Source organism: Pseudonocardia sp. NPDC046786 (assembly GCF_040645415.1).
In the GTDB taxonomy this organism is placed as follows: domain Bacteria; phylum Actinomycetota; class Actinomycetes; order Mycobacteriales; family Pseudonocardiaceae; genus Pseudonocardia; species Pseudonocardia kongjuensis.
The window spans coordinates 17,136-39,219 of the sequence record NZ_JBEYYF010000030.1 but is presented as its reverse complement, the minus strand read 5'-3'; the positions used below and the strand labels follow the sequence as shown (position 1 = coordinate 39,219).

Below are 22,084 nucleotides of genomic sequence, written 5' to 3'. Positions count from 1 at the left end.
GTCGCCGCACAATCCGGAGGGCGCGCAGAATCGGTCGTCGTGTCGCTCGCCACGCTCCGCGACGAGCCGGGCCGCCGTTCGGCCGTTCGTGCGGATGCACTTGCATCTGCACGGGGCCGGGGTGACGATGGATGCTCCGCCGCACACCAACCGGAGGAGAGCCGTGTCGGTACCGCCCGCAGGTGCGCGTCAGGTGCCGTCGCCGACCCTCCCGGTCGAGCCGTCCGTACCGGCTCCGGAGCAGAACGTGGCGGTCACCTGCGCCCGTGACGGGTACAGCCACGTCGTCCCGCACGCGGTGCTCGCCGACTCGCTGGCCTCCGGGACCGGGCACTGCACCGCGATGTGCGGGCATGTCGTGCTCCCCGCCTCGCTGGCCGCGCCGCCCGGCGACAGCTGCCTGCTCTGCGCCGAGACCACCGGGATCGGGCGCCGCGCCCCGCGCCGGCGTTCGTGGGCCTCCCTGGCGCGCTCGGCGCGCACCCCATGACCCGTCCGCTCCCCCCGGCGACCTACCGGCCGCCGGCGACGTCGAGCACCGTGCCGGTCACGTAGCTCGCCTCGTCGGAGAGCAGCCAGGCCACCGCGGCCGCCACCTCGTCCGGACGCCCGGCGCGGCCCATCGGGATCGACGGCGCCATCCGGGCCGCCCGCCCGGGCTCGCCGGCCCTGGCGTGGAAGTCGGTGTCGAGCAGCCCCGGGCGGACCGCGGCCACCCGGATGCCGTCCGCGGCGACCTCCTTCGCCAGGCCCACCACCAGCGCCTCGACGCCCGCCTTGGCCGCCGCGTAGTCGTTCCACTCGCCGGGCGAGCCGAGCACCGCGGCCCGCGACGTCACGTGCACCAGCACGCCACCGGCGCCGCCGTGCCGCGGCGACAGCGCGCGTACCGCCGCCCGCGAGCAGATCAGCGCGGCCCGCAGGTTGAGCGCGAGCACCCCGTCGATCCGCTCGTCGCTCATGTCCTCCAGCCGCTGCCGGGACGGCGCACCGCCGGCGTTCACCACCACCCCGCTGAGCGGGGCCGGCATGTCCGCCGCGAACTCGAACAGCTGCTCGACGCCCGCGGTGCCGGTCACATCGGCGGCGACCGCACGGGCCTGCACGCCCATCGCCCGGCAGTCGGCGACGACCCGCCCGGCCTCGCCGGGCGACGACCGGTGCGCCACGACGACGTCCCGCCCGCGGGCGGCCAGCAGCCGGGCCGTGGCCGCGCCGACCCCACGGGAGGCACCGGTGACGAGAACGGTCATGCCCGCAGTGTGCCCCCGGCCGGTGGGCGGGGTCACCGACCCTGATCGTCCGGTCACTCCCCGTGGACAGTGCGCGCCGGGAGCGGTTCTGATGGGACCCGACCATCGACAGGCGGCGCCGGTGCCGCCGGGCGCGAAGGAGCTGATCGGTGCTTCCGAGTCTGGAACCGGTCGATCTGACCCGCTACCCGCTGCACGAGCCGGGCTCACCGCGCTGGGCGGCCGCCGTGCGGGCGGCGCGGGAGGCCCTGGACTCCGACGGCTGCGCGGTGCTGCCCGGCTTCGTGCTGGCGTCCTACCAGGGCCGGCTGCGCGCCGAGGGGGAGCGGATCGCCCCGCTGGCCCACCACGAGAGCCGGGTCGTCAACGTCTACAACACCGAGCCGGACCCGGCGCTGCCCGCCGACCATCCCGCCCGGGTGCCGCTGCAGCGGGGCAACGCGTTCGTCGCCCGGGACCGGATCCCGGCCACCGGGCTGATCCACCGGCTCTATCCCGATCCGGCGTTCCGCGCGTTCCTCGCCGCCTGCGTCGACGTGCCGGAGCTGCACGAGCTCGCCGACCCGCTGGCCGGGCTGTGCCTCAACGTCGTCGCCGACGGCCGGTCGCACCCGTGGCACTTCGACACCAACGAGATCGCGATCAGCCTGCTCACCCGCGCGCCCGAGCAGGGCGGGATCTTCGAGTACGTCCCGGGCATCCGGTCCGCCGACGCGGAGAACACCGCCGAGGTCGCCGCCGTGCTGGCCGGCGAGGGCGGCGACCGGGTGCGCAGGCTCCGGCTGCGCCCCGGTGACCTGCAGCTGTTCCGCGGCCGGTACTCGCTGCACCGGGTCACCCAGGTGCGCGGCGCGACCGCACGGCACACCGCGATCTTCTCCTACAGCGGACGCCCCGGGGTGGTCGGCAGCGCCGAACGCACCCGGCAGCTGTTCGGCCGGGTACTACCGGCGCACGGGGGGCCACGTTCCGTCCGGGTCGACGGGCTGATGGACTGATCGCGTGACGGAGCAGACACCCTCGACCTTCGCGGCCGACGACGACCTCCCGAAGGTTCCGCTGCCCACCCTGTCCGCGTCGGTGGACCGCTTCCTGGAGTGGTGCGCACCGCTGCTCACCCCCGACGAGTACGCCCGCACCGCCGACGCCGCGGCCGAGCTGCTCGTCCCCGGCGGCACCGCGTCGGTGCTGCAGGCCGACCTGGAGCGGTTCGACGCCTCGGCGCACAGCTGGCTCGACGAGTTCTGGCCGTCGCGCTACCTCGGCCGCCGGGACCGGATCGCGCTGAACGCGAACTTCTTCTTCCTGTTCGGGCCGGGCACCGCCGACCAGTGCCTGTGCGCCGCCGAGCTGGCAACCGCCGCGATCGGGCACAAGGTGGACCTCGACGCGGGCACGTTCCCGCCGCCCACCGGCCGGGGCGGCCCGCAGTCGATGGACCAGAGCAGGCACATCTTCTCCACCACCCGAATCCCGGGCGACCCGCAGGACACCGTCCGCACCCCCTACAGCGACGCGTGGCCGGGCCCGTCCACCGAGTCCCACGTCGTGGTGCTGTCCCGGGGCCGGATCCACCGGCTCGACGTGTTCGGCCCGGACGGCGCGCTGCACACCGTCGACGAGATCGCCGGCGCGCTGCGCGCGATCCGCTCCGCGCACGCCGCACGTGCCGGGCTCGACGAGGCGGTCGGCTCGCTCACCACCCTCCCCCGCGCCGAGTGGGCGGCCGTGCGGGACCGGCTTACCGGGCTCGCCCCGTCGAACGCCGACGCAGTCGATCTCGTCGAACGGGCGCTGTTCGCGATCTGCCTGGACGACGACGTCCCGGCCGACGACAGCGCGGCCGCCCGGACGCTGCTGGCCGGGGACTCCGGGAACCGCTGGTTCGACAAGGCGCTGTCGATCGTGGTGCTGCCCGACGGGACCGCCGGGGTGAACATCGAGCATTGCGAGCTGGACGGCACGACCGTGCTCACCCTGGTCGACGCGATGTTCGCGGACAGCGTCGCGACGCACGCCGAGCGGGCCGGGGCCCGCCCGCAGGGCTCCCCGGCCGTCACCGAGCTGGAGTTCGTGCTCGACGACGACCTGCGCGGCACCGTCCGGCGGGCGCACGAGGGGTTCGCGGCGTTCCTCGACGCCACCGCGACCACCCTGGTCGCCGTCGACGACTTCGGCGCCGACACCGCCAAGGCGCTGGGCGTCTCCCCGGACGCCTTCGTGCAGGCCGCCTACCAGGTCGCGCACCGGCGCGCGAAGGGCGTCACCGGCGCCACCTACGAGTCGATCGCGACCCGGCAGTTCCGGCGCGGGCGGACCGAGGCGATGCGCGTGGTCACCCCCGAGATGGTGGCCTTCGTCGACCTGATGCAGGACCCGCAGGCCTCCGCCGACGACCGGCGCACCGCGCTGCGGGCCGCCGCGGACGCGCACGTCGCCCGCGCCCGGCAGTGCCAGCAGGGCGACGCGCCCGAGCAGCACCTGTGGGAGCTGGAGTGGATCCAGCGCCGCCGCGGCGCCGGGCTCGGTGCCACCGGGCCGCTCGCGGTGTTCTCCTCGCCGGGCTGGACGATCATGCGCGACGACTGGCTGTCGACCAGCTCCGCGCCGTCGCGCAACGTGCGGTACTTCGGCTTCGGGTCGACCAGCTCGCGCTGCATCGGCGTCGCCTACGTGCTGCTGCCCGACCGGTTCCACCTGCACCTGTCCACGCCCGCCGACCAGGCCGAGCCGATGGCGGCCTTCGCGCGCGAGCTGCGGGTGGTGATCGGCGAGCTGGTGGCGCTGTTGGAGGAGTAATCCGCTGGTCACCGGCGGGCGGACGTGCTGGGCTCCGCCGATGGAGAGATTCCTCGTCACCGGCAGCTCGGGGCACCTCGGTGAGGCCCTGGTCCGCACGCTGCGCGCCGACGGCATCGGGGTCACCGGCCTGGACCGGGTACCCTCGCCGTGGACCGACGTCGTCGCCCCGCTGGCCGACCGGGCCGCGCTGGCCGGCGCCCTGGCCGGCGTCACGCACGTCCTGCACACCGCGACGCTGCACAAGCCGCACGTCGGGTCGCACACCCGGCAGGAGTTCGTCGACAGCAACGTCTCGGGCACCCTCGCGGTGCTGGAGGAGGCCGCGTCCGCCGGGGTGCGCGGCGTCGTGTTCACCTCGTCGACCAGCGCGTTCGGCCGGGCACTGAGCCCCACCCCCGGCGGGCCGGCGACCTGGATCGACGAGAGCGTCGTGCCGCGGGTGCGCAACGTCTACGGCGCCACCAAGACCGCCGCCGAGGAGCTGTGCGAGCTCGCGTCGCTGGACCCGGGCCTGCCGGTGGTGGTGCTGCGGACCTCGCGGTTCTTCCCGGAGGCTGACGACCGCGACGAGATCCGGGCGCGGTTCGACGACGCCGCGGTCAAGCTCGTCGAGTTCTGCCACCGCCGGGTCGACGTCGCCGACGTGGTGTCCGCGCACCTGGCGGCGGCGCGCCGGGCGCCGGAGCTCGGGTTCGCCCGCTACGTGATCAGCGCGCCCACCCCGTTCACCCGCGACGACCTCGCCGGGCTCGGCCGGGACGCGCCCGCGGTGCTCGCCCGCCGGGCGCCGGAGGTTGCGGCGCTGCTGCGCGAGCGGGGCTGGGCGGTTCCGGCGGTGGACCGCGTCTACTCCTCGGCGCGCGCGGTCGCCGAGCTGGGCTGGCGGCCGCGGTGGGACGCCGCGGCGATCACCGCGCGGCTGCGCTCCGGGGCCGGGCCGGGCAGCCCGCTCGCCGCGACGGTCGGCGCGAAGGGATACCACGCAGAGCGGACCGGTGTGTACACACCGTGATATCGGCTCACCGGACCAGGTGACTGTAGGACGCAAGGGCTAACGCCGCGGGTGCGTGCGGCGGTATGGGTGACACAGCAGCATCCACTCCCGCAGTACCGACCCCTCTGCACCGACCCACAGCACCGAACCGCAGCACCGAGCCCGGAGGTCCGCATGACCGGCCCGCACCAGCCCCGGCCCCACCCCGCCGACGGGACCGCCGGTGCACGGCCGTCCCCGCAGCCCCGGCACGGCCGCTCCGAGCACGACTTCCCGGAGGACTCCTACCAGGGCGACCAGCACGGCGGCTATCCGGACCTGCGGGCCGCCCGGCCCACCGAACGCCCGGCCCCCTCCGCCGAGGGCCCCGACGACCTGTACGGCGAGCGCCCCGCCGGGCCGGGCGGCTACGGCGACCCGGGTGGTTCCGGTGACTACGGCGCCCCCGGCGGTTACAGCGACCCGGGCAGCTCCCGCGAGCCCGCCGGCTACAGCGAGCCGGGCAGCTCCCGCGAGCCGGGCAGCTCCCGCGACCACGGCGGCTACAGCGAGCCGGGCGGTTACCGCGCCCCTGGCGGCTACAGCGACCCGGGCAGCTCCGGCGAGCACGGCGGTTACGGCGACTACGGCGATCCCGGCGACCCGGGCAGGCACGGCCGTCCCACCCCACGCGGGCAGGCCGACCGGGACCACCGTGGCTACGGCGGTGAGGTGCCCGAGCCGGAGCCCGATGCGGCCGGCCGGCCGGGTTACCTCGAACCGTCCCCGGCGGCCGCCACCCGCCGGCCCACCCACGGCGCCGGGCCATCGCGCGGGGCCGGCTACGGCGAGTACGGCGATCCGGCGTCGCGCGGCGGGACCACGATCGACGGCGGCCCGCCCTACGCCGCCCCGGCGACCCCGGCGGCCGCACCCGCCGGAGCGGGCTCAGGCTCGGAATCGGCAGCGGGCTCGGGACCGGGGACGGCGGTGGCCGAGCGGGCCGACTCCGACCTGGCGACCGGGCCGACCGCGGCCGTGCCGGCACAGCGCGGGGCGCCCGCCGGCCCGGTCCCGGGCGCGGCCTCAGCCACTGCCCCGGCCACCGCGTCGAACTCGGCCCCGGCTCCGGCCACGACCGCCGGGAACCGGCCGGCCACCGTCGCCGAGGCCGCCGCCGCCCGGTTCGGCAGCCAGGGCAGCGCGCCGTCCGGCGGATCCGCGCCGGCCCCGGCCGCCGCCCAGGCATCCGCTCCGGTCGATGCTCCGGCGGCTGTACCGGCATTCGTTCCGCGGCGGGACCCGGGCGCACTCACCATGCTCCGGGTGATCACCTATGTGCTGGTGTCGCTGTCCTGCCTGATCTTCCTGGCCGGTGCGGTGTACGGCGTCGTCGCCTGGCTGGAGCTGCGCGAGGCGCTCAGCACCTCGCCGCTGTTCGGCGGGATCGGCGGCTGATCCGGGCGCCCGGTCGGGCTCACAGCCGGGCCAGCACCTCGCGCAACCGTGCGTCGAACGCGACGGGATCCTGCATGAAGCCGATGTGCCCGCCCGGGAACCGCTCGGGCGTCACACCCAGCCGGTCCGCCAGCGCGCGCGAGGTCAGGTCGCAGAGCTGGCCGTCGGAGTCCGCGCCGATCCCGACGGCCACCCGGCGGCCGCGCAGGACGTCGAGATCGGGCACCCACCGTACGGTCTCGCGCATCTCGTGCAGGAAGAAGTGCCGCTCGTCGGCCGCCTGGCGTTCCCGGTCCGGCTCCGGGCCGTCGGCCCCGGGCAGGCCGGTCGCAGCGGCCTCTCCCGGGCCGTCCCCCGGCCCCTCAGTGGGGTCCGCCGCCGGCGGCCCGACCGGCAGGTTCGCCGCCTCCATGAACAGCGCCCAGGCCGCACCGGCGCCCTGCTCCCGGTAGCGCCGCACCATCTCGTCGGTGGTGGCCCGCCGGACGGCCGCATCGGGCAGCAGCTCCTGCAACGGCGGCTCGTGCGCGACGACGGCGTGCACCAGCTCGGGCCGCGCCTGCAACAGTGCGAGCGAGACGACCGCACCGCCGCTCGACCCGAACAGCGTCGCCGGCCCCTGGCCGAGGTGCTCGACCAGCGCCGCGAGGTCCGCCGCGCGCAGCGGCACCGGGGAGTCGGCATCGACGTCGTCGACCGTGCTGCGGCCGGTGCCGCGCGGGTCGAACGTGACGACGGTGTGATCGGGCGCGAGCAGCGCGGCCGTAGCGGCGAACCCGTCCGCCCCCATCGGGGACCCGACGAGCACCAGCAGCGGGCCGGTCCCGCGGACGTCGAAGTGGATACGGGCCCCGGCGACGTCCAGTACGGCGTCGGTGAGGGTGCCTGCGGTGCCGGTCACGGGGTACCTCCGGTCGATTCGGCCTGCACGGGTTCCGACCGGCGGCGGACCCGGAACTCATCGCCGTACGCTGGAGATCGTGCCGAGAACGGTGGGCCGACCGATCGCCGGCCGCATCACCGCGATCCTGGGCGCCCTGCTGGCGCTCTTGCTGCTCGGCGGGGCGCTCGTGTGGTTCGCCGAGCGCCGCGGCCTGGCCACCGACGACCTGTGGGAGGTCGTCGATCCACCACCTCCGGAGCAGTGCACGCAGGACGATCCCACCTCGTCGGGCTGCCTCACGCCGAGCGCGCTGCGCCTGCACGACGCCGCGGTGGAGCGGTTCGGCGAGCCGGGACCGCAGGCCCCGATCCGGTCGCTCACCTGCTGGTCGGAGCACGCCTGGAACCCCTCCAGCGACCACCCCGAGGGGCGGGCCTGCGACTTCTTCCCGGCCGGCTACGGCGAGTTCCCCGCCGGGACCGACCTGGAGCAGGGCTGGGCGGTCGCGGACTGGCTGCGCGCGAACGCCTCCGAGCTGCGGGTCCGGTACGTGATCTGGCAGGGCCGGATCTGGTACCGCGGCGCGGGTGACGCCGGGGACGGCCGGGAGGGCTGGGGCAGGCCCTACGACGGCGGCGGGATCTACGACCCGGACGACGCGACCGGCGGGCACTTCGACCACGTGCACGTCAGCGTCCGGCGGTGATCGGGCTTCCCCGTGCCGGAAACCGGGCTGCCGGGGGTGCCGGGACTCCGGTTCGCTGACCGGCGAGCCCAGTGAGGGGAGCCACCGTGACCGTGCCCGGACCAGCACCCGGCGCAGTGCCCGGACCAGGGCCCGGACCAGCGCCCGGCACCGTGCCGGGTGACCGGACGACCGCCGCGGACCTGAGCTACCTGACCCACGACTCGACGGTGCTGCGCCGCTTCACCGCCCCGGGTGCCAGCGTCAACACCGGCCGGTACGAGACCCATCGGGTGACCGTGCAGGACGGGCGCGCGGTCACCGGGGGCTTCGACGTCGACGTGCACGGCTTCACCCTCGCCCGGCACCGCAGCGCGGTGACCGACTTCACCGACCCGGAGCAGGTCCGCGAGATCTACCGGCCGGAGGTGAACGATCTCGTGCAGGACCTGCTCGGCGCCGACGTGGTCGTGTCCCGGGGCGGCGTGCTGCGCCGCTCGGCCGATCCCGGCAGCACCGGCTCGCAGCCGCAGGCCGGGCTGGTGCACTGCGACTACGCACCCGAGGGCGCGCCCCGCGCGGCGGCCACCGCCTACGCCGAGGCGTTCCCGGACGGCCCGGGCTACCGCCGGGCCGTCGCGTCCAGCACCTGGCGGGTGTTCAGCCCGCCGCCGCAGGACTGGCCGCTGGCACTGTGCGACTTCCGGAGCGTCGCTGACACCGACGGCCTCCCGAACACCCTGTACTTCGTCGACGAGCTGCCCGCCGACCCGTTCGGCCCGGTCGACGGGCTCGAACCGGTCACACACGGCTCGGAGTTCCGCCGCAACCCCGCGCACCGGTGGTGGTACTTCCCCGGGATGGACCGCGACGAGGTGCTGTTCTTCAAGTTCCACGACTCCGACCGGTCCCGCGCCTGGCGGGTGCCGCACTCGGCGTTCCACGACCCGGCGTCGGGCGCGACCGGTCCGCGGCACTCGATCGAGTTCCGGACCTTCGCCTACTGGCTCTAGAGGACCTGCTCGCCGTACATCTCACCGAGCGGGTCGGCGATCAGCTCGACCCGGGCACCGTCGGGATCGCGGAAGTACACCGAGACCCCGGAGTGCACCTCGTGCTCGACTCCGGCCTCGGTCAGGCGCGCGACGAGCGCGTCCCACGGCTCCTGCTCGACGCTGATCGCGATGTGGTGCAGCCCGCCGAGCACCTCGGCGTACGGGCCGACGTCGAGCCCGGGGAAGTCGAAGAACGCGAGCAGGTTCCCGTTGCCGATGTCGAAGAAGAAGTGCGACGAGCCCGGGTAGTCCCGGTTCTCGATCAGCTCGGTCAGCGGGAAGCCGAGCACGTCCTGGTAGAACCGGACGGTCCGCTCGACGTCCGAGCTGACCAGGGCCGTGTGGTGCAGGCCGCGGGCGGTCGAGGCCGGCCGCTCCCCGGCGGGCCTCAGGTGGGTCCGGCGGATCCGGTCGCGTTCGGCGTCGAGGGTCGGGACGTCGGTGCTCATGGTGCTCAATCCCTTCGGTGCTGCCGTGGAAGGTCGGTGCTGCTGGAAGATCAGTGCTGCTGGAAGATCAGTGCTGCCGGAAGATCAGTGCTGCCGGAAGATCAGTGCTGCCGGAAGATCAGTGCTGCCGGGCGATCAGTGCTGTGAAGTCCGCGACGTCGTCGAAGGCGTCGGTCCGCGCGGCCCGCGGCCGGTGCGCGACGACGTCGGCCAGCTCGCCGGCGGCCCGCTCGATCCGGTCCTCCAGGGTGCTCGACGAGTCGGTGACACCCCAGTCCTCGGGGGCGGCGAACACGGCGGTCGGGACGACGACGGCGTGCAGGTGCGCGAACAGCGGGCGCATCGCGTGCTCCAGGGCCAGCGAGTGCCGCGCCGTCCCGCCGGTGGCAGCGACGAGCACCGGAGTGCCGGTCAGCGTCTCCCGGTCGAGGACGTCGACGAACGTCTTGAACAGGCCGCTGTAGGACGCCGCGAAGATCGGGGTCACCGCGATCACGGCGTCGGCCAGCGCGACCGAGTCCAGGACCGGCGACAACGACGCGTTCGGGAACCCGGTGACTAGGTGGTCGGCCAGGTCGTGGGCGTGCTCGCGCAGCTCCACGGTCTCGATCTCGACCTGCTCCCCCCGGTCCCGCAGCGCCGCCGAGGCGGCCGCGGACAGCCGGTCGGCGAGCAGCCGGGTCGACGACGGCGTCGACAACCCGGCGCTCACCACGACGATCCTGCGTGTCATCAGGCGGCCTCCGTCCCCTTCTCGCCGGCGGTCTTCTCCATGTCGGCGGTCTTCGCCGCGACCAGCGTGGCGTGTGTCGGCGCATCCGGCACGCCGGGCGTGCGCAGCGCCGCGAACTCCTTGCGCAGCACCGGCACGACCTCCTCGCCGAGGATGTCCAGCTGCTCCAGCACCGTCTTCAGCGGCAGGCCCGAGTGGTCGATCAGGAACAGCTGGCGCTGGTAGTCGCCGACGTAGTCACGGAAGCCGAGGGTCCGGTCGATGACCTGCTGCGGGCTGCCGACGGTCAGCGGGGTCTCCCGGGTGTAGTCCTCCAGCGAGGGACCGTGCCCGTAGACCGGGGCGTTGTCGAAGTACGGCCGGAACTCGCGCACCGCGTCCTGCGAGTTGGGCCGTATGAACACCTGGCCGCCGAGCCCGACGATCGCCTTCTCCGCCGGTCCGTGGCCGTGGTGCTCCCAGCGCTTGCGGTAGAACTCGACCATCCGCCGGGTGTGCGACGCCGGCCAGAAGATGTGGTTGTGGAAGAAGCCGTCGCCGTAGTAGGCGGCCTGCTCAGCGATCTCCGGGCTGCGGATCGACCCGTGCCAGACGAACGGCGGGACGCCGTCGAGCGGGCGCGGGGTCGAGGTGAAGCCCTGCAGCGGGGTGCGGAAGCGGCCCTCCCAGTCCACCACCTCGTCGGCCCAGAGCTTGCGCAGCAGCGCGTAGTTCTCGACGGCGAGGTTCATCCCCTGCCGGATGTCCTGGCCGAACCACGGGTACACCGGGCCGGTGTTGCCGCGGCCGAGGGTGAGGTCGATCCGGCCGCCGGACAGGTGCTGCAGCATCGCGTAGTCCTCGGCGATCTTCACCGGGTCGTTCGTGGTGATCAGCGTGGTCGCGGTGGACAGCTGCAGCCGCTCGGTCAGCGCCGCGATGTAGCCCAGCGTCGTCGTCGGCGAGGACGAGAAGAACGGCGGGTTGTGGTGCTCGCCCAGCGCGAAGACGTCCAGTCCGATCTCCTCCGCCTTGCGGGCGATGGCGACGACGTCGGCGATGCGCTGCGCTTCGGTCGGCGTCCGGCCCGTCGTCGGGTCGGTCGTGATGTCGCTGACCGAGAAGATTCCGAACTGCACGACTACCTCCGAGATTGTTGACCTGTCATCTACACACTGTCCGAACATAGATGATGCGTCAACTATTCCGGTAGTCTGGGAGGCGTGACACGGTGGCTGGACGAGCGCGAGCAGGCGACGTGGCGGGGTTACCTGCGGATGCAGGCGAGACTGCAGGCGGAGCTGCACCGCAGGCTGCAGGCCGAATCGGGCCTGTCGATCGCGGACTTCGACGTGCTCGTGGCGCTCACCGACCGGCCGGACGAGCGGGTCCGCGTGCTGGAGCTCGCGACGTCGCTGGAGTGGGAGAAGAGCAGGCTGTCGCACCACCTGGCACGGATGCAGCGACGCGGGCTGATCACCCGCGAGGAGTGCGACGACGACGGCCGCGGCAACTTCGTCGTCCTGACCGACCAGGGGCGGGCCGCCATCGAGCGGGCCGCCCCCGGGCACGTCGAGTCGGTCCGGGAGCTGGTCTTCGACACTCTCACCGACGACGACGTGGACGCGCTCGCGCGCATCACCGGCACCGTCGGGGCGCGCCTGGACGAGGCGCGGCGCTGATCCCTCCGCAGCGCCGCGCCCGCCCGCTTCCGCATTCCGTGCGTTCCGCGGAACGCGGGTGACGTCGGACGACCCCGACTCCCGCACCCAAGGTGCGTTCCGCGGAACGCGGGTGGCGTCGGAGGACCACGGCTCCCGCAGCCGGGTTGTGTTCCGCGGAACGCGGCGCAGCGGGGGGCGGGGCGGACGGCTCGTGGCCGGAACCCTGGCGTTGCACGGCGGGCGGGCCGAACCGGCCGGGCCGGAGCCGGTGGCCGGTCCGCCCGGCGGGTCACGACACGGCTGCGCCTGATCCGGTGGTCCCGGGGTAGCGGGTGCGGAGCAGCCCGCGGCAGAAGTGGGCGTTGCCCTCGATCGAGATCCGCTGCGACCGGGCCATCCGGAGTCTCAGCGGGACCTGCTCGGCCGGGTACGGCACGCCGTCGTGCCCGACCAGGACCGGCTCGCCGTCGCCGGTGCCGAGCCCGATCGCGGCCCGGCGGCGGCGCAGCGCCTCGGTGACCGGTCCGGCCGGCAGGTCACCGACCGTCACGCCGTGCAGCGACCCGGGATCGAGGTCCGGGTCGGCGCGCAGCAGCCCGGTCAGCGCGCGCTCCATCGCCGCGGCGTGCGCCTTGCGCCGGAACGTCTCCCGCAGGCCGTCGAGGTCGGAGTCGGCCTCGTGCCGGAAGGTGCCGCGGTATCCGGCGTCGGCGGCCAGGCCGGCGTTGATCAGATCCGAGTCGTGGTGGTCGTCCAGTTCGACGACGATCTCACCGGTCCAGTCGAGCGCGGTCAGGACGTCCTTCGCGTCGGACGCCATCAGGTAGGCGAAATTCGGGGCGCAGAAGGCGGTGGGCAGCCGCAGGTGGACCTCGACCCGGTCGCCGTCCACCTCGATCGACCGGACGAACTCCAGGTCGGTGATCGGCTCGTCCAGCTCCGGATCGACGACCGCGTCCAGCGCACGACGGGCCGCCGCGACCCGGCAGCCGGGCTCCCCCACCGCCGTGGCCGCGGCGGTCATGGCAGGGCCGGAACCACCCCGAACACCCGCAGGGCCACCAGGGACGCCGACGGGGCCGCCGGCGGCGTCGAGCACCGGCGTGTTCACGAGGCCACCGCCACTTCCTCCGGGGTCTCGTCGCGCAGCTGCAACTGCTCCGGCACCTCGATGTCGTACATCGTCGCGGCGTTCAGGCCGAGGATCTTCTTCTTCTGCGCGGTGGTCAGCGGCGCGTACTCGGCCAGCTCCTCGGGGATCTGGAAGTCGACGAACCGCTCGACCAGCCAACGCGGCGTCCAGATCGCGTAGTCGCTGGAGAACTGGATGCGGTCCTCGCCGATCCAGTACAGGAGCTCGCCGAGGATCTGGGCGAAGTACTTGGGCCGGGTGTGGATGAACGGCATCGCGACCGCCAGCCCGGCGTGCACGTTCGGCTCCTGGGTGGCGATCCAGCAGAAGTCCTCGAGCCGAGGCAGCCCGCAGTGCTCGACGACGAAGTTCAGCTCGGTGAAGTCGGTCGCCACCTTGTCGACGTCGGCCACGTCGAACGCGTCCCGGTCCAGCGGCCGGATGGTCGGCCCCTTGTGCACGTGGATGTTGCGGATCCCCAGCTCCTGGGCGGCCTCCAGATACCGGTAGGACCAGAGGTCGTCGAGCTTCCAGCCGCGGGAGTCGCCGTGCCACTCGGCGGTGTAGAGCTTGACGCCCTTGAGGTCGAACCGCTTCGCGTCCTCGCGCAGCCGGCGCAGGCCCTCCTCCCCGTTGCGCGGGTCCCAGTTGTGGTTGTAGGTGAGCCGGTCCGGGTTGGCCCGGGCGAGCGCGAACGCCTCCTCGGTCTGGCCGAAGCCGTTGACGTAGAACTCGCCGAGATGGGCCGGCTGGAAGATCGCGTGGTCGACGTGGCCGTCGATGAACAGGTCCTTCATCAGCCGGTCGCCGCCCTGGTAGAGGTAGTCCTCGTAGGGCCAGACCTCGGACTCCGGGCTGAGGTTGCGGTGGTAGTCGTAGAAGCAGTCGATGAACTGCCTGCCGTGGATGTTGCGCTGGTTCTCCGGTCGCGCGTCCCACAGCGCCACGTGCGCGTCCACGATGAAGTAGGACTCACCGTTCGTCGAGTACATCGTCGTCCTCCCGGTCGCGGCGAGGTGGTGGACACCCCGCGACTGCGCGGGCCGGTGCAGGTCCCGCGTCGGAGCCCGACGGTAGGAACGCCGGACACCCGGATGGCGCCCCCGGCGTCTCAACCTGAGACGAGACGGCCGTGCCGGGGCGTGCACCGTGGAGACACCGGCCGGGGGGAGGTGCGTGATGGGGCAGCCGCCGGCGCCGGCGCGGATCTCGGCGTCCTGGATGCGCAGCGAGACCTACGGCGCGCCGACCGAGGCGGTCAGCCCGGCCTTCACCGGCACCGTCGACGACGGGTCGCTGTTCGCCCGCTGCGGCAGCGAGGTGCTCGCCGGGCTCCACGAGGCGTTGCCGGGCGAGCCGATCAGCCTGATGCTCACCGACGCCGAGGGCGTCGTGGTGTCCCGGCTGTGCGACGAGCGCGCCCTGCTCGACGCGCTCGACGACACCTACCTGGCTCCCGGGTTCGCGTTCGGCGAGCGGGAGGTGGGCACGACCGGGCTCGGACTCGCGCTGGCCGACCGGGTGCCGTCGCTGGTCCGCGGCGACGAGCACTACTGCGCCGGGCTGTGGGGTTACACCTGCGCCGCCGCGCCGGTGCTCGACCCGGTCGACCATAACCTGCTCGGCAGCATCAACCTCACCACCTGGTCGCAGCGCTCGTCCGGCCTGCTGCTCGCGCTCGCGCGCACCGCGGCCGGGCAGACGTCGGCGCTGATGCTGGCGCACGGGCGGGGCGCGGCGTCCCGCCCGGCGCCGCGCGGCGAGGTGTTCCGGATCGCCCCGCAGGCGCCCGCGCTCGCCGCGGACGGGCTGTCCGCCGGCTGGCGGCAGGCCCTCGACGAGGTCGCCGCGGCGCTGCGCGACGGCGCCCGGGTCGGGATCGTCGGCGAGCCCGGCGCCGGGAAGTCGGCGCTGCTGGCGGCGGCGCTGCGCGTGGCCCGGCCACGGCACCGGGTGCTGCACGCCCGCCCGCCGGCTGCCGCGGACGCCGTCGACTGGCTGTCGCTGTGGGCGCCGGAACTGGGCAAGCCGGACACCGCGGTGATCGCCGGGCGGGTGCACGAGCTGCCCGCCCCGGTCGCGACCCGGCTGGCCGGCCTGGTCCGCGCGCTCCCGCCGACCGCCCTGAGCATGACCGCCGGCTCGGCCGGCGCCGTGCCCGAGGCGCTGGGCCGGTTGCTCGATGTCGTCGTCGAGGTCCCCGCGCTGCGGCACCGGTCGGCGGACGTGCTGCCGCTGGCCCGGCACTTCGCGCGGCCCGGGACGACCTTCACCGACGACGCCGTCCGCGCCCTGCGCGGCCATCCGTGGCCGGGCAACGTCGAGCAGCTGCGCCGGGTCGTCCGGGACGCCTGCGCCCGCAGCACCGTCGTCGACCGGCGGCACCTGCCCGCCGAGCTGCTCACCGGCCGGTCCGCCGCACTCACCCGGATCGAGGCGCTGGAACGCGACGAGCTGGTGCGCTGCCTCAACGGGCACGGGATGAGCGTGACCCGGGCCGCCGAGGAGCTGGGGATATCCCGGGCCACCGCCTACCGGCGGGTGCAGCGCTACGGCATCACGCTCCCCGACCGGGCCCGCTGACGCTCACAGCCTGCGCACGCAGGAACCCACCCACACGCCGCCGAGCACCACGACGATCCCGCCGGTCACCAGCGCCCCGACCACGAGCAGGGACACCACCGGGGTGCCGCGAACCGCGTCCGGTGCCATCATCGGTGCAGCGGGCAACGTCGCTCGCAGGGCCGCCCGGGTGACGACGTCCGACCGATCGGACGCACTGCCCACATCCGTTCGGCCGTTCCTGCGGCAGCCGGGGGAACCTGCACCCTCCCCAGACGTCACAGGTGGTGACGGACGGCGTCCGGCCCCGGTGCCCGGGGCGGCGTCCGGACGCACCGGGGGACAGGGCACCATTTCCGGGTGGTACCTGATCGGAGGCTTGCGTGATCGGACTGTCGGACACCGTGGCCGCGTTGCTGGCCGCGATCCCGGCTGCGCCGATCCGGTCGCTCCTCGTGATCGGTCTCGGGGCCTTCCTGGAGGGCCCGATCGTCACCGTCGCCGCGGCCGCACTGGCCGGCGCCGGTCAGCTGCCCTGGTGGGGGGTGTGGCTGGCCGCGGTGGTCGCCGACGTCGTCGGGGACACCCTGCTCTACGCACTCGGCAGGCACGGCGACCGGCCGGCCGTCGCCCGGGTGCTGGTCCGGCTCGGCCTGTCCGACGCCCGCCGCGAGGCCCTCACCCGCGAGGTGCACACCCACCTGCCCCGGATCGTCGTCGGGGCCAAGCTCGTCGACATCGGGGCGATCCCCGCCTACCTCGCGGCCGGTCTGGCGAACGTCGGCTACCAGCGCTTCCTGTCCTGGATCATCCCGGCGACCGCGGTCCGGGCGGCCGTGCTCGTCGGCATCGGCTACGCGGCGGGCGACCGGCTCGCCGCGGACCTGGAGAGCCGGCCGTGGCTGCTGGTCGTCGCCGGGATCGCGGTCGGTGTGGCCCTGGTCGTCGGCAGGCTGGCGATCGTGCGGGCCACCGCAGGCCGCCGCCGGGCGCACGCCCGCTGACCGGCGCCGGCGTGGGACGCGGCCGGCAGCGCGGGCCCGGCGGTCCGGACATCACGCCCAGCTGACGGGAACGCGTTGACAGGCACCGCCGGGCCCGGGTGGGCTGGGAGGTGGTCGGAGCGGAGGGAGGCGGGTGCGCGTGCGTACCGACGTCGTCCGCCCCGCGTGGTCCGTGCGCAGGCACGTCGACCACTGCCGGGTATGCGCCGACCTGTGTCGCTGACCCGATCGCCCGCTGCCGATCCGGTCCGACCCGCCCCTGGAGCCCTGCCGTGCTCGACGTACGCCGCCTGGCGATCCTCCGTGCCATCCGTGACCACGGGTCGCTGTCCGCGGCGGCCCGGTCGCTCTACCTCTCGACCTCCGCCGTCTCCCAGCACATGAACGCCCTGGAACGCGAGGCCGGGCTGCCGCTGCTGCTGCGCGCGCCCGGCTCCGGCGGCCGGCTCACCGCGGCCGGGGAGATCCTGGCGGTGCACGCCGAGGCGCTGCTCTCCCGGCTGGCGGAGGCCGGCGCGGAGATGGCCGCGCTCGCCGCGCAGCGCGCCGGGCGGCTGCGGGTCGCCACGTTCGCCGGGCCGGCGGACACGCTGCTGCCCGCCGCGCTGGACCGGCTCCGCGCCGGGTTCCCCGGGGTGGACGTCGACGTCCGGGTGACCGGCGCGGACGACGCCGTCGCCCGGCTGCGCGCCGACGAGACCGACCTGGCGCTGCTCACCGGGGTGCCCGGTGCGGGCGGCGGCGAGGACGGCGTCGTCAGCACCCCGGTGTACGCCGAGCGGTTCGTGCTGCTGGTGCCCGACCGGCACCGGTGGCGGCACCGGCCGGCCGTCCGGCTGGACGAGCTGGCCGGGGAGCGGTGGATCCTGGGTGCGCCGTCCGGCCCGACGCCCGAGGAGCGGATCGTCCGCCGGGCCTGCCGGGAGGCCGGGTTCGTGCCCGCGGTGGCGCACCGGGCGGACGCCCCGGACGCGGTCCGCGAGCTCGTCGCGGCCGGGACCGGGATCGCGCTCGTTCCAGAGCTGACGACCGGGGGCCGGGCGGCCCGCCGAGGCGGCGCGGTCGCCGTCGTCCCGGTCGCCGGCCGGGCGCCGGTCCGGGACGTGCTCGTCGCGACCGCCCGCGGGGTCCGGAACCGGCCCCCGGCCGTCGACGGGCTGCTGCGCGCGCTGCGCGAGGCCGCCGCGGCGCACGCCCTGGACCGGACGCTCACCGCGGCCGCCGGCTGACCGGCCGGATCACCCCCGCAGCTCGGGGAACGCGTCGTCGCGCCATTCGAGCGCGGCGGCCGCCTCCGGCTGGTCGATCTCCCGCCGGCGCAACTCCACCCGGCGGATCTTCCCGGAGATCGTCTTCGGCAGCTCGGTGAACTCCAGCCGCCGCACCCGGAGGTAGGGGGCCAGGTTCGCGCGGGCGTGCGCGAGGATCGCCAGTGCCGTGTCCCGGGTCGGCTCCCAGCCGGGCGCCAGCGCGACGTACGCCTTGGGCACGGCCAGCCGGACCGGATCGGGCTGCGGCACCACGGCCGCCTCCAGCACCGCCGGGTGCTCGACGAGCACGCTCTCCAGCTCGAACGGCGAGACCTTGTAGTCGGACGCCTTGAAGACGTCGTCGGTGCGCCCGACGTAGAACAGGTAGCCGTCGGCGTCCCGGGTCGCGGTGTCCCCGGTGTGGTAGAAACCGCCGGCCATCGCCTCCGCGTTCCGCTCGGGGGAGTCCAGGTAGCCGGTCATCAGGCTGAGCGGGCGGCGGGCCAGGTCGATGCAGATCTCGCCCTCGGTGTCCGAGACCTCGCCGGTGGCCTCGTCGACGAGCACCACCGGGACGCCGGGCAGCGGGCGGCCCATCGAGCCGGGTTTGACCACCGAGCCGGGGGTGTTGCCGACCGACGCGGTGGTCTCGGTCTGCCCGAACCCGTCGCGCAGGGTGAGCCCCCAGTGCCGCTGCACCTGGTCGATGATCTCCGGGTTCAGCGGCTCGCCCGCCGCGATGACCTCGCGCAGCGATCCGGGCCCGCCGGACAGGTCGGCCTTGATCAGCATCCGCCACACCGTCGGCGGCGCGCAGAACGTGCTGACCTGCCGGGACCGCAGCGTCTCCAGCAGAGCCGCGGCGTCGAACCGGGTGTAGTTGTAGAGGAAGATCGTCGCCCCGGCGATCCACGGCGCGAAGAAGCAGCTCCAGGCGTGCTTCGCCCAGCCCGGCGAGCTGATGTTCAGGTGCACGTCACCGGGGGTGAGTCCGAGCCAGTACATGGTGCTCAGGTGCCCCACCGGGTACGACGCCTGGGTGTGCTCGACGAGCTTCGGCCGGCTGGTCGTGCCGGAGGTGAAGTAGAGGAGCAGCCGGTCGCCTGCGGTGGTGCCGGGATGCTCCAGGGGTGCCTCGGCGTCCGCGGCGGGCACGGTGTCGGCGTCGGTGTAGTCCAGCCAGCCCGGCGCCGATCCCCCGACGGCCACCAGCACCCGGCCGTCGTGCAGGCCGGCGAACTTGTCCGCGCAGGACGCGTCGGCGATCACGAACCGGGCCGCGCCGCGCTCGAGCCGGTCCGGCAGGTCGAGCGCGCCGAGCGCCGTCGTGGTCGGCATGATGACCGCGCCGAGCTTCATCACGGCGAGCATCGACTCCCACAGCTCGACCCGGTTGCCGAGCATGACCAGCACGCTGTCGCCGCGGGAGACGCCGAGCGAGGCGAGCCACCGAGCGACCCGGTTGGAGCGGCGGCGCAGCTCGTCGAAGGTCCAGGAGCCCTCGGTGCCGTCCTCCTCGACGATCTGCAGGGCGGGCCGGTGGTCGCCGTCGGCGATCACGTCGAACCAGTCGTGCGCCCACTGGAACGGGCCGGACAGCTCGGGCCAGCGGAAGTCGGCGACCGCCTTCTCGTGCTCGCTGTGCAGCGCGACGAGCCGGTCCCGGGCATCCCGGAGGATCTCGTGGTTGGTGCTCATGCGTGCGCCTCCGCGTTCTCGGTCTCGTGTTCCAGCGCCCGGTTCCCGGTCTCGTGCAGGAACGAGACGCTGACCAGCGAGATCACCGCGGTGATCGAGAGCATCACGCCGATCGCGATGCTGCCGAACGAGGCGGCGAGGCCGGGTGCGAGCAGCGGCGGGATCGCGCCGCCGAGGACGCCGGCCAGGTTGTAGCCCAGCCCGGCACCGGTGTAGCGGTGCTTGGCCGCGAACAGCTCCGGCAGGTACGACCCGGCCGGGCCGTAGGACACCGAGAAGATCACCAGGGTGACCGAGAGGCCGATCCCGAACGCCAGCGGCGTGCCGATGTCCAGCACCGGGAACAGCGCGAGCGCCCAGACGATGCCGGCGATGCAGGAGACCCGGATGACGTTGCGGCGCCCGAACCGGTCGGACAGGATCCCGGAGATCACGATCCCGGCGCCGAAGATCACCGACGCGCCGATGCCCAGGCCGAGCACGACCGGGCGGGGCAGCGCGGCGCCGTCCGGGTTGGTGCCGTAGGCGGTCAGGTACGCGGTGCCCATGTAGAAGAATGCGAACAGCATGGTCAGCGCGCCGGCCGACAGCAGGACCTCGCGCGGCTGGGCGCGGACGGCCTCCAGGAACGGCAGCCGCTTCGACCGGTCCAGGGTGGCCGCCTCCGCCTTGGCCCGGACCTGGGCGTCCTTGAACGCGGGGGTCTCCTCGATCGAGAGCCGGACCCACAGGCCGACGCCGATCAGGGCGATCGAGAGGATGAACGGGATCCGCCAGCCGTAGGTCAGGAACGCGTCGTCGTCGTCGCCCATGACCAGGCCGGTGACCAGGAAGGTGCCGGACGACAGCGCGAACGCGATCGCCGGGCCGAGCTGCGGGAACACACCGTACAGCCCGCGCTTCTCCTTCGGCGCGTACTCGGCGGTCAGCAGGGTCGCGCCCGCCCACTCGCCGCCGACGGCGAAGCCCTGGCAGAAGCGCAGGAACACCAGGATCAGCGGAGCGGCGACGCCGATCGTCTCGGCCGGGGGCAGCAACCCGATGAGGACGGTCGCGATGCCCATCAGCAGCAGGGTCGAGATCAGCGTGCGTTTGCGGCCGATCCGGTCGCCGTAGTGGCCGAAGATGACGGCACCGACCGGGCGGGCGAAGAACGCGACGGCGAACGTCGCGAAGGAGGCGACGGTGCCCGCGGTCGCGCCGAGCGCCGGGAAGAAGACCGTGGGGAACACCAGCGCGGCGGCGGTGCCGTAGATGAAGAAGTCGTAGAACTCGATCGTCGTCCCGGCGCAGCTGGCCGCGGCGACCCGGCGGAGCGGGACCGGTTTCGTTGTCTCCGGAGGGGACGCGTCGGACATGGGCAGGGGCTCCTCGTCGAGCGGGACGGGTGTCGTCGGACGGGTGTCGGCGGATGGGTGGACGAGAGGTTCACCGAGCCGGTGCCGGTGCCGCTACCCCCGAAGTGGGGCTACCCACTTCGGGGGGTAGCCGGCTCGCAGGGCGCTTGACGGCGACCGGGACACATGCGACAACGCACCCGGGACGCGGATGATGAGGCACATCCGCGCGCACCGATGGAGGGCACCCGTGGTCGACGGTGGCACGGCGTGGGACGCGGCCCGGGACGCGCGCAGCGACGCGGCCGGTGGCCCGGGGTGGCATGCGGCGGAGGACGTCGTGGCGCGGACGCTGGAGGCCTCGCTGGCGCGGCGGCTCGGCGAGCTGCACCGCAGCACCGGGCTGCCGGTGGTGTTCGGCGGCGCGACCCGCAGCTGCGCGGCCGGGCAGAAGCTGACGATCACCCGGCTGGCGGGCACCCTGGGCGACTCGCTGCGCCAGCTGGACGTGGTGTCCGGGCGCGGCCTCGGCGGTGCCGCGATGGTGCGCAGGCGGCCGTGCCGGGTGAACGACTACGCCTCGACGGCCGGCATCACCCACGACTACGACCTGCCGGTCGTCGAGTACGAGAAGCTGACCTCGATCCTGGCCTACCCGATCATGGTGGGCGGGGCGGTCCGCGGGATGGTCTACGGGGCGGTCCGCGCGGATCGGCCGATCGGTGACGTCGCCGTCCGCCGGACCGGTGCGATCGCCACCCAGGTCGCCCGGGACGTCACCGCGGCGCTGGAGCCGGTCGCCCCGGCCCCGGGCGGCGGGGCCGGCCCGGACCGCAGCACGGCGCTCGACGAGCTGGCCGCGCTGGCCCGGTCCACCGCCGATCCGGGCCTGCGGGCCAAGCTCGACCAGATCCACCGCGCGCTCACCGGTTCCCGCCCGCCGCCGGCCGCCCCGCCGGGGACCCTGCTGGCGCCGCGGGAGGCGGAGGCGCTGCGGCTGGTGGCCCTCGGGGCGAGCAACGCCGAGATCGCCGCGGACATGGGCCTGGCGGTGGACACCGTGAAGACCTACCTGCGCAGCGCGATGCGCAAGCTCGGCGTGCACAACCGCACCAAGGCAGTGCTGGCGGCCCGCTCCGCCGGCCTGCTCTGATCCTCCCTTCGGGT

At 74.4% G+C, this 22,084-nt stretch carries 22 protein-coding genes; 12 read left to right on the top strand and 10 right to left on the bottom strand.

The features are described from left to right. Positions 1 to 193 precede the first annotated feature (193 nt). On the top strand, positions 194 to 490 hold the full coding sequence (locus tag ABZ881_RS27195; RefSeq protein WP_344021181.1) for a hypothetical protein: 297 nt from the start codon (positions 194 to 196) through the stop codon (positions 488 to 490). A gap of 22 nt (positions 491 to 512) precedes the next feature. On the opposite strand, the gene ABZ881_RS27190 is transcribed toward ABZ881_RS27195, so the two are convergent. Next, positions 513 to 1,253: an SDR family oxidoreductase gene (locus tag ABZ881_RS27190; protein WP_344021184.1), complete on the bottom strand. Its 741-nt coding sequence runs from the start codon at positions 1,251 to 1,253 to the stop codon at positions 513 to 515. Positions 1,254 to 1,402: 149 nt separating this feature from the next. Between ABZ881_RS27190 and ABZ881_RS27185 the strand changes: the two genes are divergently transcribed. The 4 genes from ABZ881_RS27185 (at position 1,403) to ABZ881_RS27170 (ending at position 6,486) form a co-directional block, all read left to right on the top strand. Further along, positions 1,403 to 2,251, top strand: a complete 849-nt coding sequence (locus ABZ881_RS27185) for an arpA protein (RefSeq protein WP_358488507.1) — start codon at positions 1,403 to 1,405, stop codon at positions 2,249 to 2,251. A gap of 4 nt (positions 2,252 to 2,255) precedes the next feature. Next, a complete protein-coding gene (locus ABZ881_RS27180; protein ID WP_358488506.1) occupies positions 2,256 to 4,052 on the top strand; it encodes a choline/carnitine O-acyltransferase in 1,797 nt (598 codons plus the stop codon). A 40-nt stretch (positions 4,053 to 4,092) separates the two neighbouring features. Next, positions 4,093 to 5,067, top strand: a complete 975-nt coding sequence (locus tag ABZ881_RS27175; RefSeq protein ID WP_358488504.1) for an NAD(P)-dependent oxidoreductase — start codon at positions 4,093 to 4,095, stop codon at positions 5,065 to 5,067. A gap of 156 nt (positions 5,068 to 5,223) precedes the next feature. After that, entirely contained in the window at positions 5,224 to 6,486 is a 1,263-nt protein-coding gene (locus ABZ881_RS27170; RefSeq protein WP_358488502.1) for a hypothetical protein, read from the top strand. Positions 6,487 to 6,505: 19 nt separating this feature from the next. Here the strand turns inward: ABZ881_RS27170 and ABZ881_RS27165 are convergent, their stop codons facing one another. Continuing rightward, the gene (locus ABZ881_RS27165; protein WP_358488501.1) at positions 6,506 to 7,387 is read right to left on the bottom strand and encodes an alpha/beta hydrolase; all 882 of its coding nucleotides are present in this window, start codon (positions 7,385 to 7,387) and stop codon (positions 6,506 to 6,508) included. Between the two features lie 79 nt (positions 7,388 to 7,466). On the opposite strand from ABZ881_RS27165, the gene ABZ881_RS27160 reads away from it, so the two are divergent. Next, positions 7,467 to 8,075: a hypothetical protein gene (locus ABZ881_RS27160; RefSeq protein ID WP_358488500.1), complete on the top strand. Its 609-nt coding sequence runs from the start codon at positions 7,467 to 7,469 to the stop codon at positions 8,073 to 8,075. Between the two features lie 152 nt (positions 8,076 to 8,227). After that, positions 8,228 to 9,067 (top strand): CmcJ/NvfI family oxidoreductase, encoded by an 840-nt coding sequence (locus tag ABZ881_RS27155; RefSeq protein WP_358488499.1) that lies wholly within the window; start codon positions 8,228 to 8,230, stop codon positions 9,065 to 9,067. On the opposite strand, the gene ABZ881_RS27150 is transcribed toward ABZ881_RS27155, so the two are convergent. The 3 genes from ABZ881_RS27150 to ABZ881_RS27140 form a co-directional block, all read right to left on the bottom strand. Beyond that, positions 9,064 to 9,558: a VOC family protein gene (locus ABZ881_RS27150; protein WP_358488498.1), complete on the bottom strand. Its 495-nt coding sequence runs from the start codon at positions 9,556 to 9,558 to the stop codon at positions 9,064 to 9,066. The two genes, ABZ881_RS27155 and ABZ881_RS27150, sit on opposite strands and share 4 nt — an antisense overlap. 118 nt (positions 9,559 to 9,676) lie before the next feature. Further along, positions 9,677 to 10,291: an FMN reductase gene (locus tag ABZ881_RS27145; protein WP_358488496.1), complete on the bottom strand. Its 615-nt coding sequence runs from the start codon at positions 10,289 to 10,291 to the stop codon at positions 9,677 to 9,679. Beyond that, a complete protein-coding gene (locus ABZ881_RS27140; RefSeq protein WP_358488495.1) occupies positions 10,291 to 11,409 on the bottom strand; it encodes an LLM class flavin-dependent oxidoreductase in 1,119 nt (372 codons plus the stop codon). Before ABZ881_RS27140 ends, ABZ881_RS27145 begins: the two co-directional genes overlap by 1 nt. An 84-nt stretch (positions 11,410 to 11,493) precedes the next feature. Between ABZ881_RS27140 and ABZ881_RS27135 the strand changes: the two genes are divergently transcribed. Continuing rightward, positions 11,494 to 11,952, top strand: a complete 459-nt coding sequence (locus ABZ881_RS27135) for a MarR family transcriptional regulator (protein ID WP_358488494.1) — start codon at positions 11,494 to 11,496, stop codon at positions 11,950 to 11,952. Between the two features lie 271 nt (positions 11,953 to 12,223). Here ABZ881_RS27135 and ABZ881_RS27130 read toward each other — a convergent pair whose 3' ends face one another. Then, positions 12,224 to 12,958, bottom strand: coding sequence for an iron-sulfur cluster assembly protein (locus ABZ881_RS27130; RefSeq protein ID WP_358488492.1), 735 nt, complete (start codon positions 12,956 to 12,958; stop codon positions 12,224 to 12,226). Positions 12,959 to 13,041: 83 nt separating this feature from the next. Further along, complete coding sequence (locus ABZ881_RS27125) at positions 13,042 to 14,058, bottom strand: amidohydrolase family protein (protein ID WP_358488491.1); 1,017 nt, start codon at positions 14,056 to 14,058, stop codon at positions 13,042 to 13,044. Positions 14,059 to 14,245: 187 nt separating this feature from the next. On the opposite strand from ABZ881_RS27125, the gene ABZ881_RS27120 reads away from it, so the two are divergent. Beyond that, entirely contained in the window at positions 14,246 to 15,649 is a 1,404-nt protein-coding gene (locus tag ABZ881_RS27120; protein WP_358488490.1) for a helix-turn-helix domain-containing protein, read from the top strand. 3 nt (positions 15,650 to 15,652) lie between these two features. Here ABZ881_RS27120 and ABZ881_RS27115 read toward each other — a convergent pair whose 3' ends face one another. Further along, positions 15,653 to 15,781 (bottom strand): hypothetical protein, encoded by a 129-nt coding sequence (locus ABZ881_RS27115; protein WP_358488488.1) that lies wholly within the window; start codon positions 15,779 to 15,781, stop codon positions 15,653 to 15,655. A gap of 230 nt (positions 15,782 to 16,011) precedes the next feature. Here ABZ881_RS27115 and ABZ881_RS27110 point away from each other — a divergent pair, with 230 nt between their 5' ends. Continuing rightward, positions 16,012 to 16,632 carry a VTT domain-containing protein gene (locus ABZ881_RS27110; protein ID WP_358488487.1) on the top strand — a complete coding sequence of 207 codons (621 nt, stop codon included), beginning with the start codon at positions 16,012 to 16,014 and terminating at the stop codon, positions 16,630 to 16,632. A gap of 272 nt (positions 16,633 to 16,904) precedes the next feature. Beyond that, on the top strand, positions 16,905 to 17,861 hold the full coding sequence (locus ABZ881_RS27105) for a LysR family transcriptional regulator (protein WP_358488485.1): 957 nt from the start codon (positions 16,905 to 16,907) through the stop codon (positions 17,859 to 17,861). A 9-nt stretch (positions 17,862 to 17,870) separates the two neighbouring features. Here the strand turns inward: ABZ881_RS27105 and ABZ881_RS27100 are convergent, their stop codons facing one another. Then, entirely contained in the window at positions 17,871 to 19,580 is a 1,710-nt protein-coding gene (locus tag ABZ881_RS27100) for an AMP-binding protein (RefSeq protein ID WP_358488484.1), read from the bottom strand. Beyond that, positions 19,577 to 20,938 (bottom strand): MFS transporter, encoded by a 1,362-nt coding sequence (locus ABZ881_RS27095; protein WP_358488482.1) that lies wholly within the window; start codon positions 20,936 to 20,938, stop codon positions 19,577 to 19,579. The genes ABZ881_RS27100 and ABZ881_RS27095 overlap by 4 nt, the downstream gene beginning before the upstream one ends. Positions 20,939 to 21,167: 229 nt before the next feature. Here ABZ881_RS27095 and ABZ881_RS27090 point away from each other — a divergent pair, with 229 nt between their 5' ends. After that, positions 21,168 to 22,070: a LuxR C-terminal-related transcriptional regulator gene (locus tag ABZ881_RS27090; protein ID WP_358488481.1), complete on the top strand. Its 903-nt coding sequence runs from the start codon at positions 21,168 to 21,170 to the stop codon at positions 22,068 to 22,070. Positions 22,071 to 22,084: the final 14 nt, after the last annotated feature.

Bases quoted from the DNA above. Each gene is read 5' to 3' on its own strand.
- ABZ881_RS27190 (WP_344021184.1), bottom strand. From the start codon at position 1,253: ATGACCGTTCTCGTCACCGGTGCCTCCCGTGGGGTCGGCGCGGCCACG.
- ABZ881_RS27175 (WP_358488504.1), top strand. From the start codon at position 4,093: ATGGAGAGATTCCTCGTCACCGGCAGCTCGGGGCACCTCGGTGAGGCC.
- ABZ881_RS27170 (WP_358488502.1), top strand. From the start codon at position 5,224: ATGACCGGCCCGCACCAGCCCCGGCCCCACCCCGCCGACGGGACCGCC.
- ABZ881_RS27150 (WP_358488498.1), bottom strand. From the start codon at position 9,558: ATGAGCACCGACGTCCCGACCCTCGACGCCGAACGCGACCGGATCCGC.
- ABZ881_RS27145 (WP_358488496.1), bottom strand. From the start codon at position 10,291: ATGACACGCAGGATCGTCGTGGTGAGCGCCGGGTTGTCGACGCCGTCG.
- ABZ881_RS27130 (WP_358488492.1), bottom strand. From the start codon at position 12,958: ATGACCGCCGCGGCCACGGCGGTGGGGGAGCCCGGCTGCCGGGTCGCG.
- ABZ881_RS27125 (WP_358488491.1), bottom strand. From the start codon at position 14,058: ATGTACTCGACGAACGGTGAGTCCTACTTCATCGTGGACGCGCACGTG.
- ABZ881_RS27120 (WP_358488490.1), top strand. From the start codon at position 14,246: ATGGGGCAGCCGCCGGCGCCGGCGCGGATCTCGGCGTCCTGGATGCGC.
- ABZ881_RS27115 (WP_358488488.1), bottom strand. From the start codon at position 15,781: ATGATGGCACCGGACGCGGTTCGCGGCACCCCGGTGGTGTCCCTGCTC.
- ABZ881_RS27100 (WP_358488484.1), bottom strand. From the start codon at position 19,580: ATGAGCACCAACCACGAGATCCTCCGGGATGCCCGGGACCGGCTCGTC.
- ABZ881_RS27095 (WP_358488482.1), bottom strand. From the start codon at position 20,938: ATGTCCGACGCGTCCCCTCCGGAGACAACGAAACCGGTCCCGCTCCGC.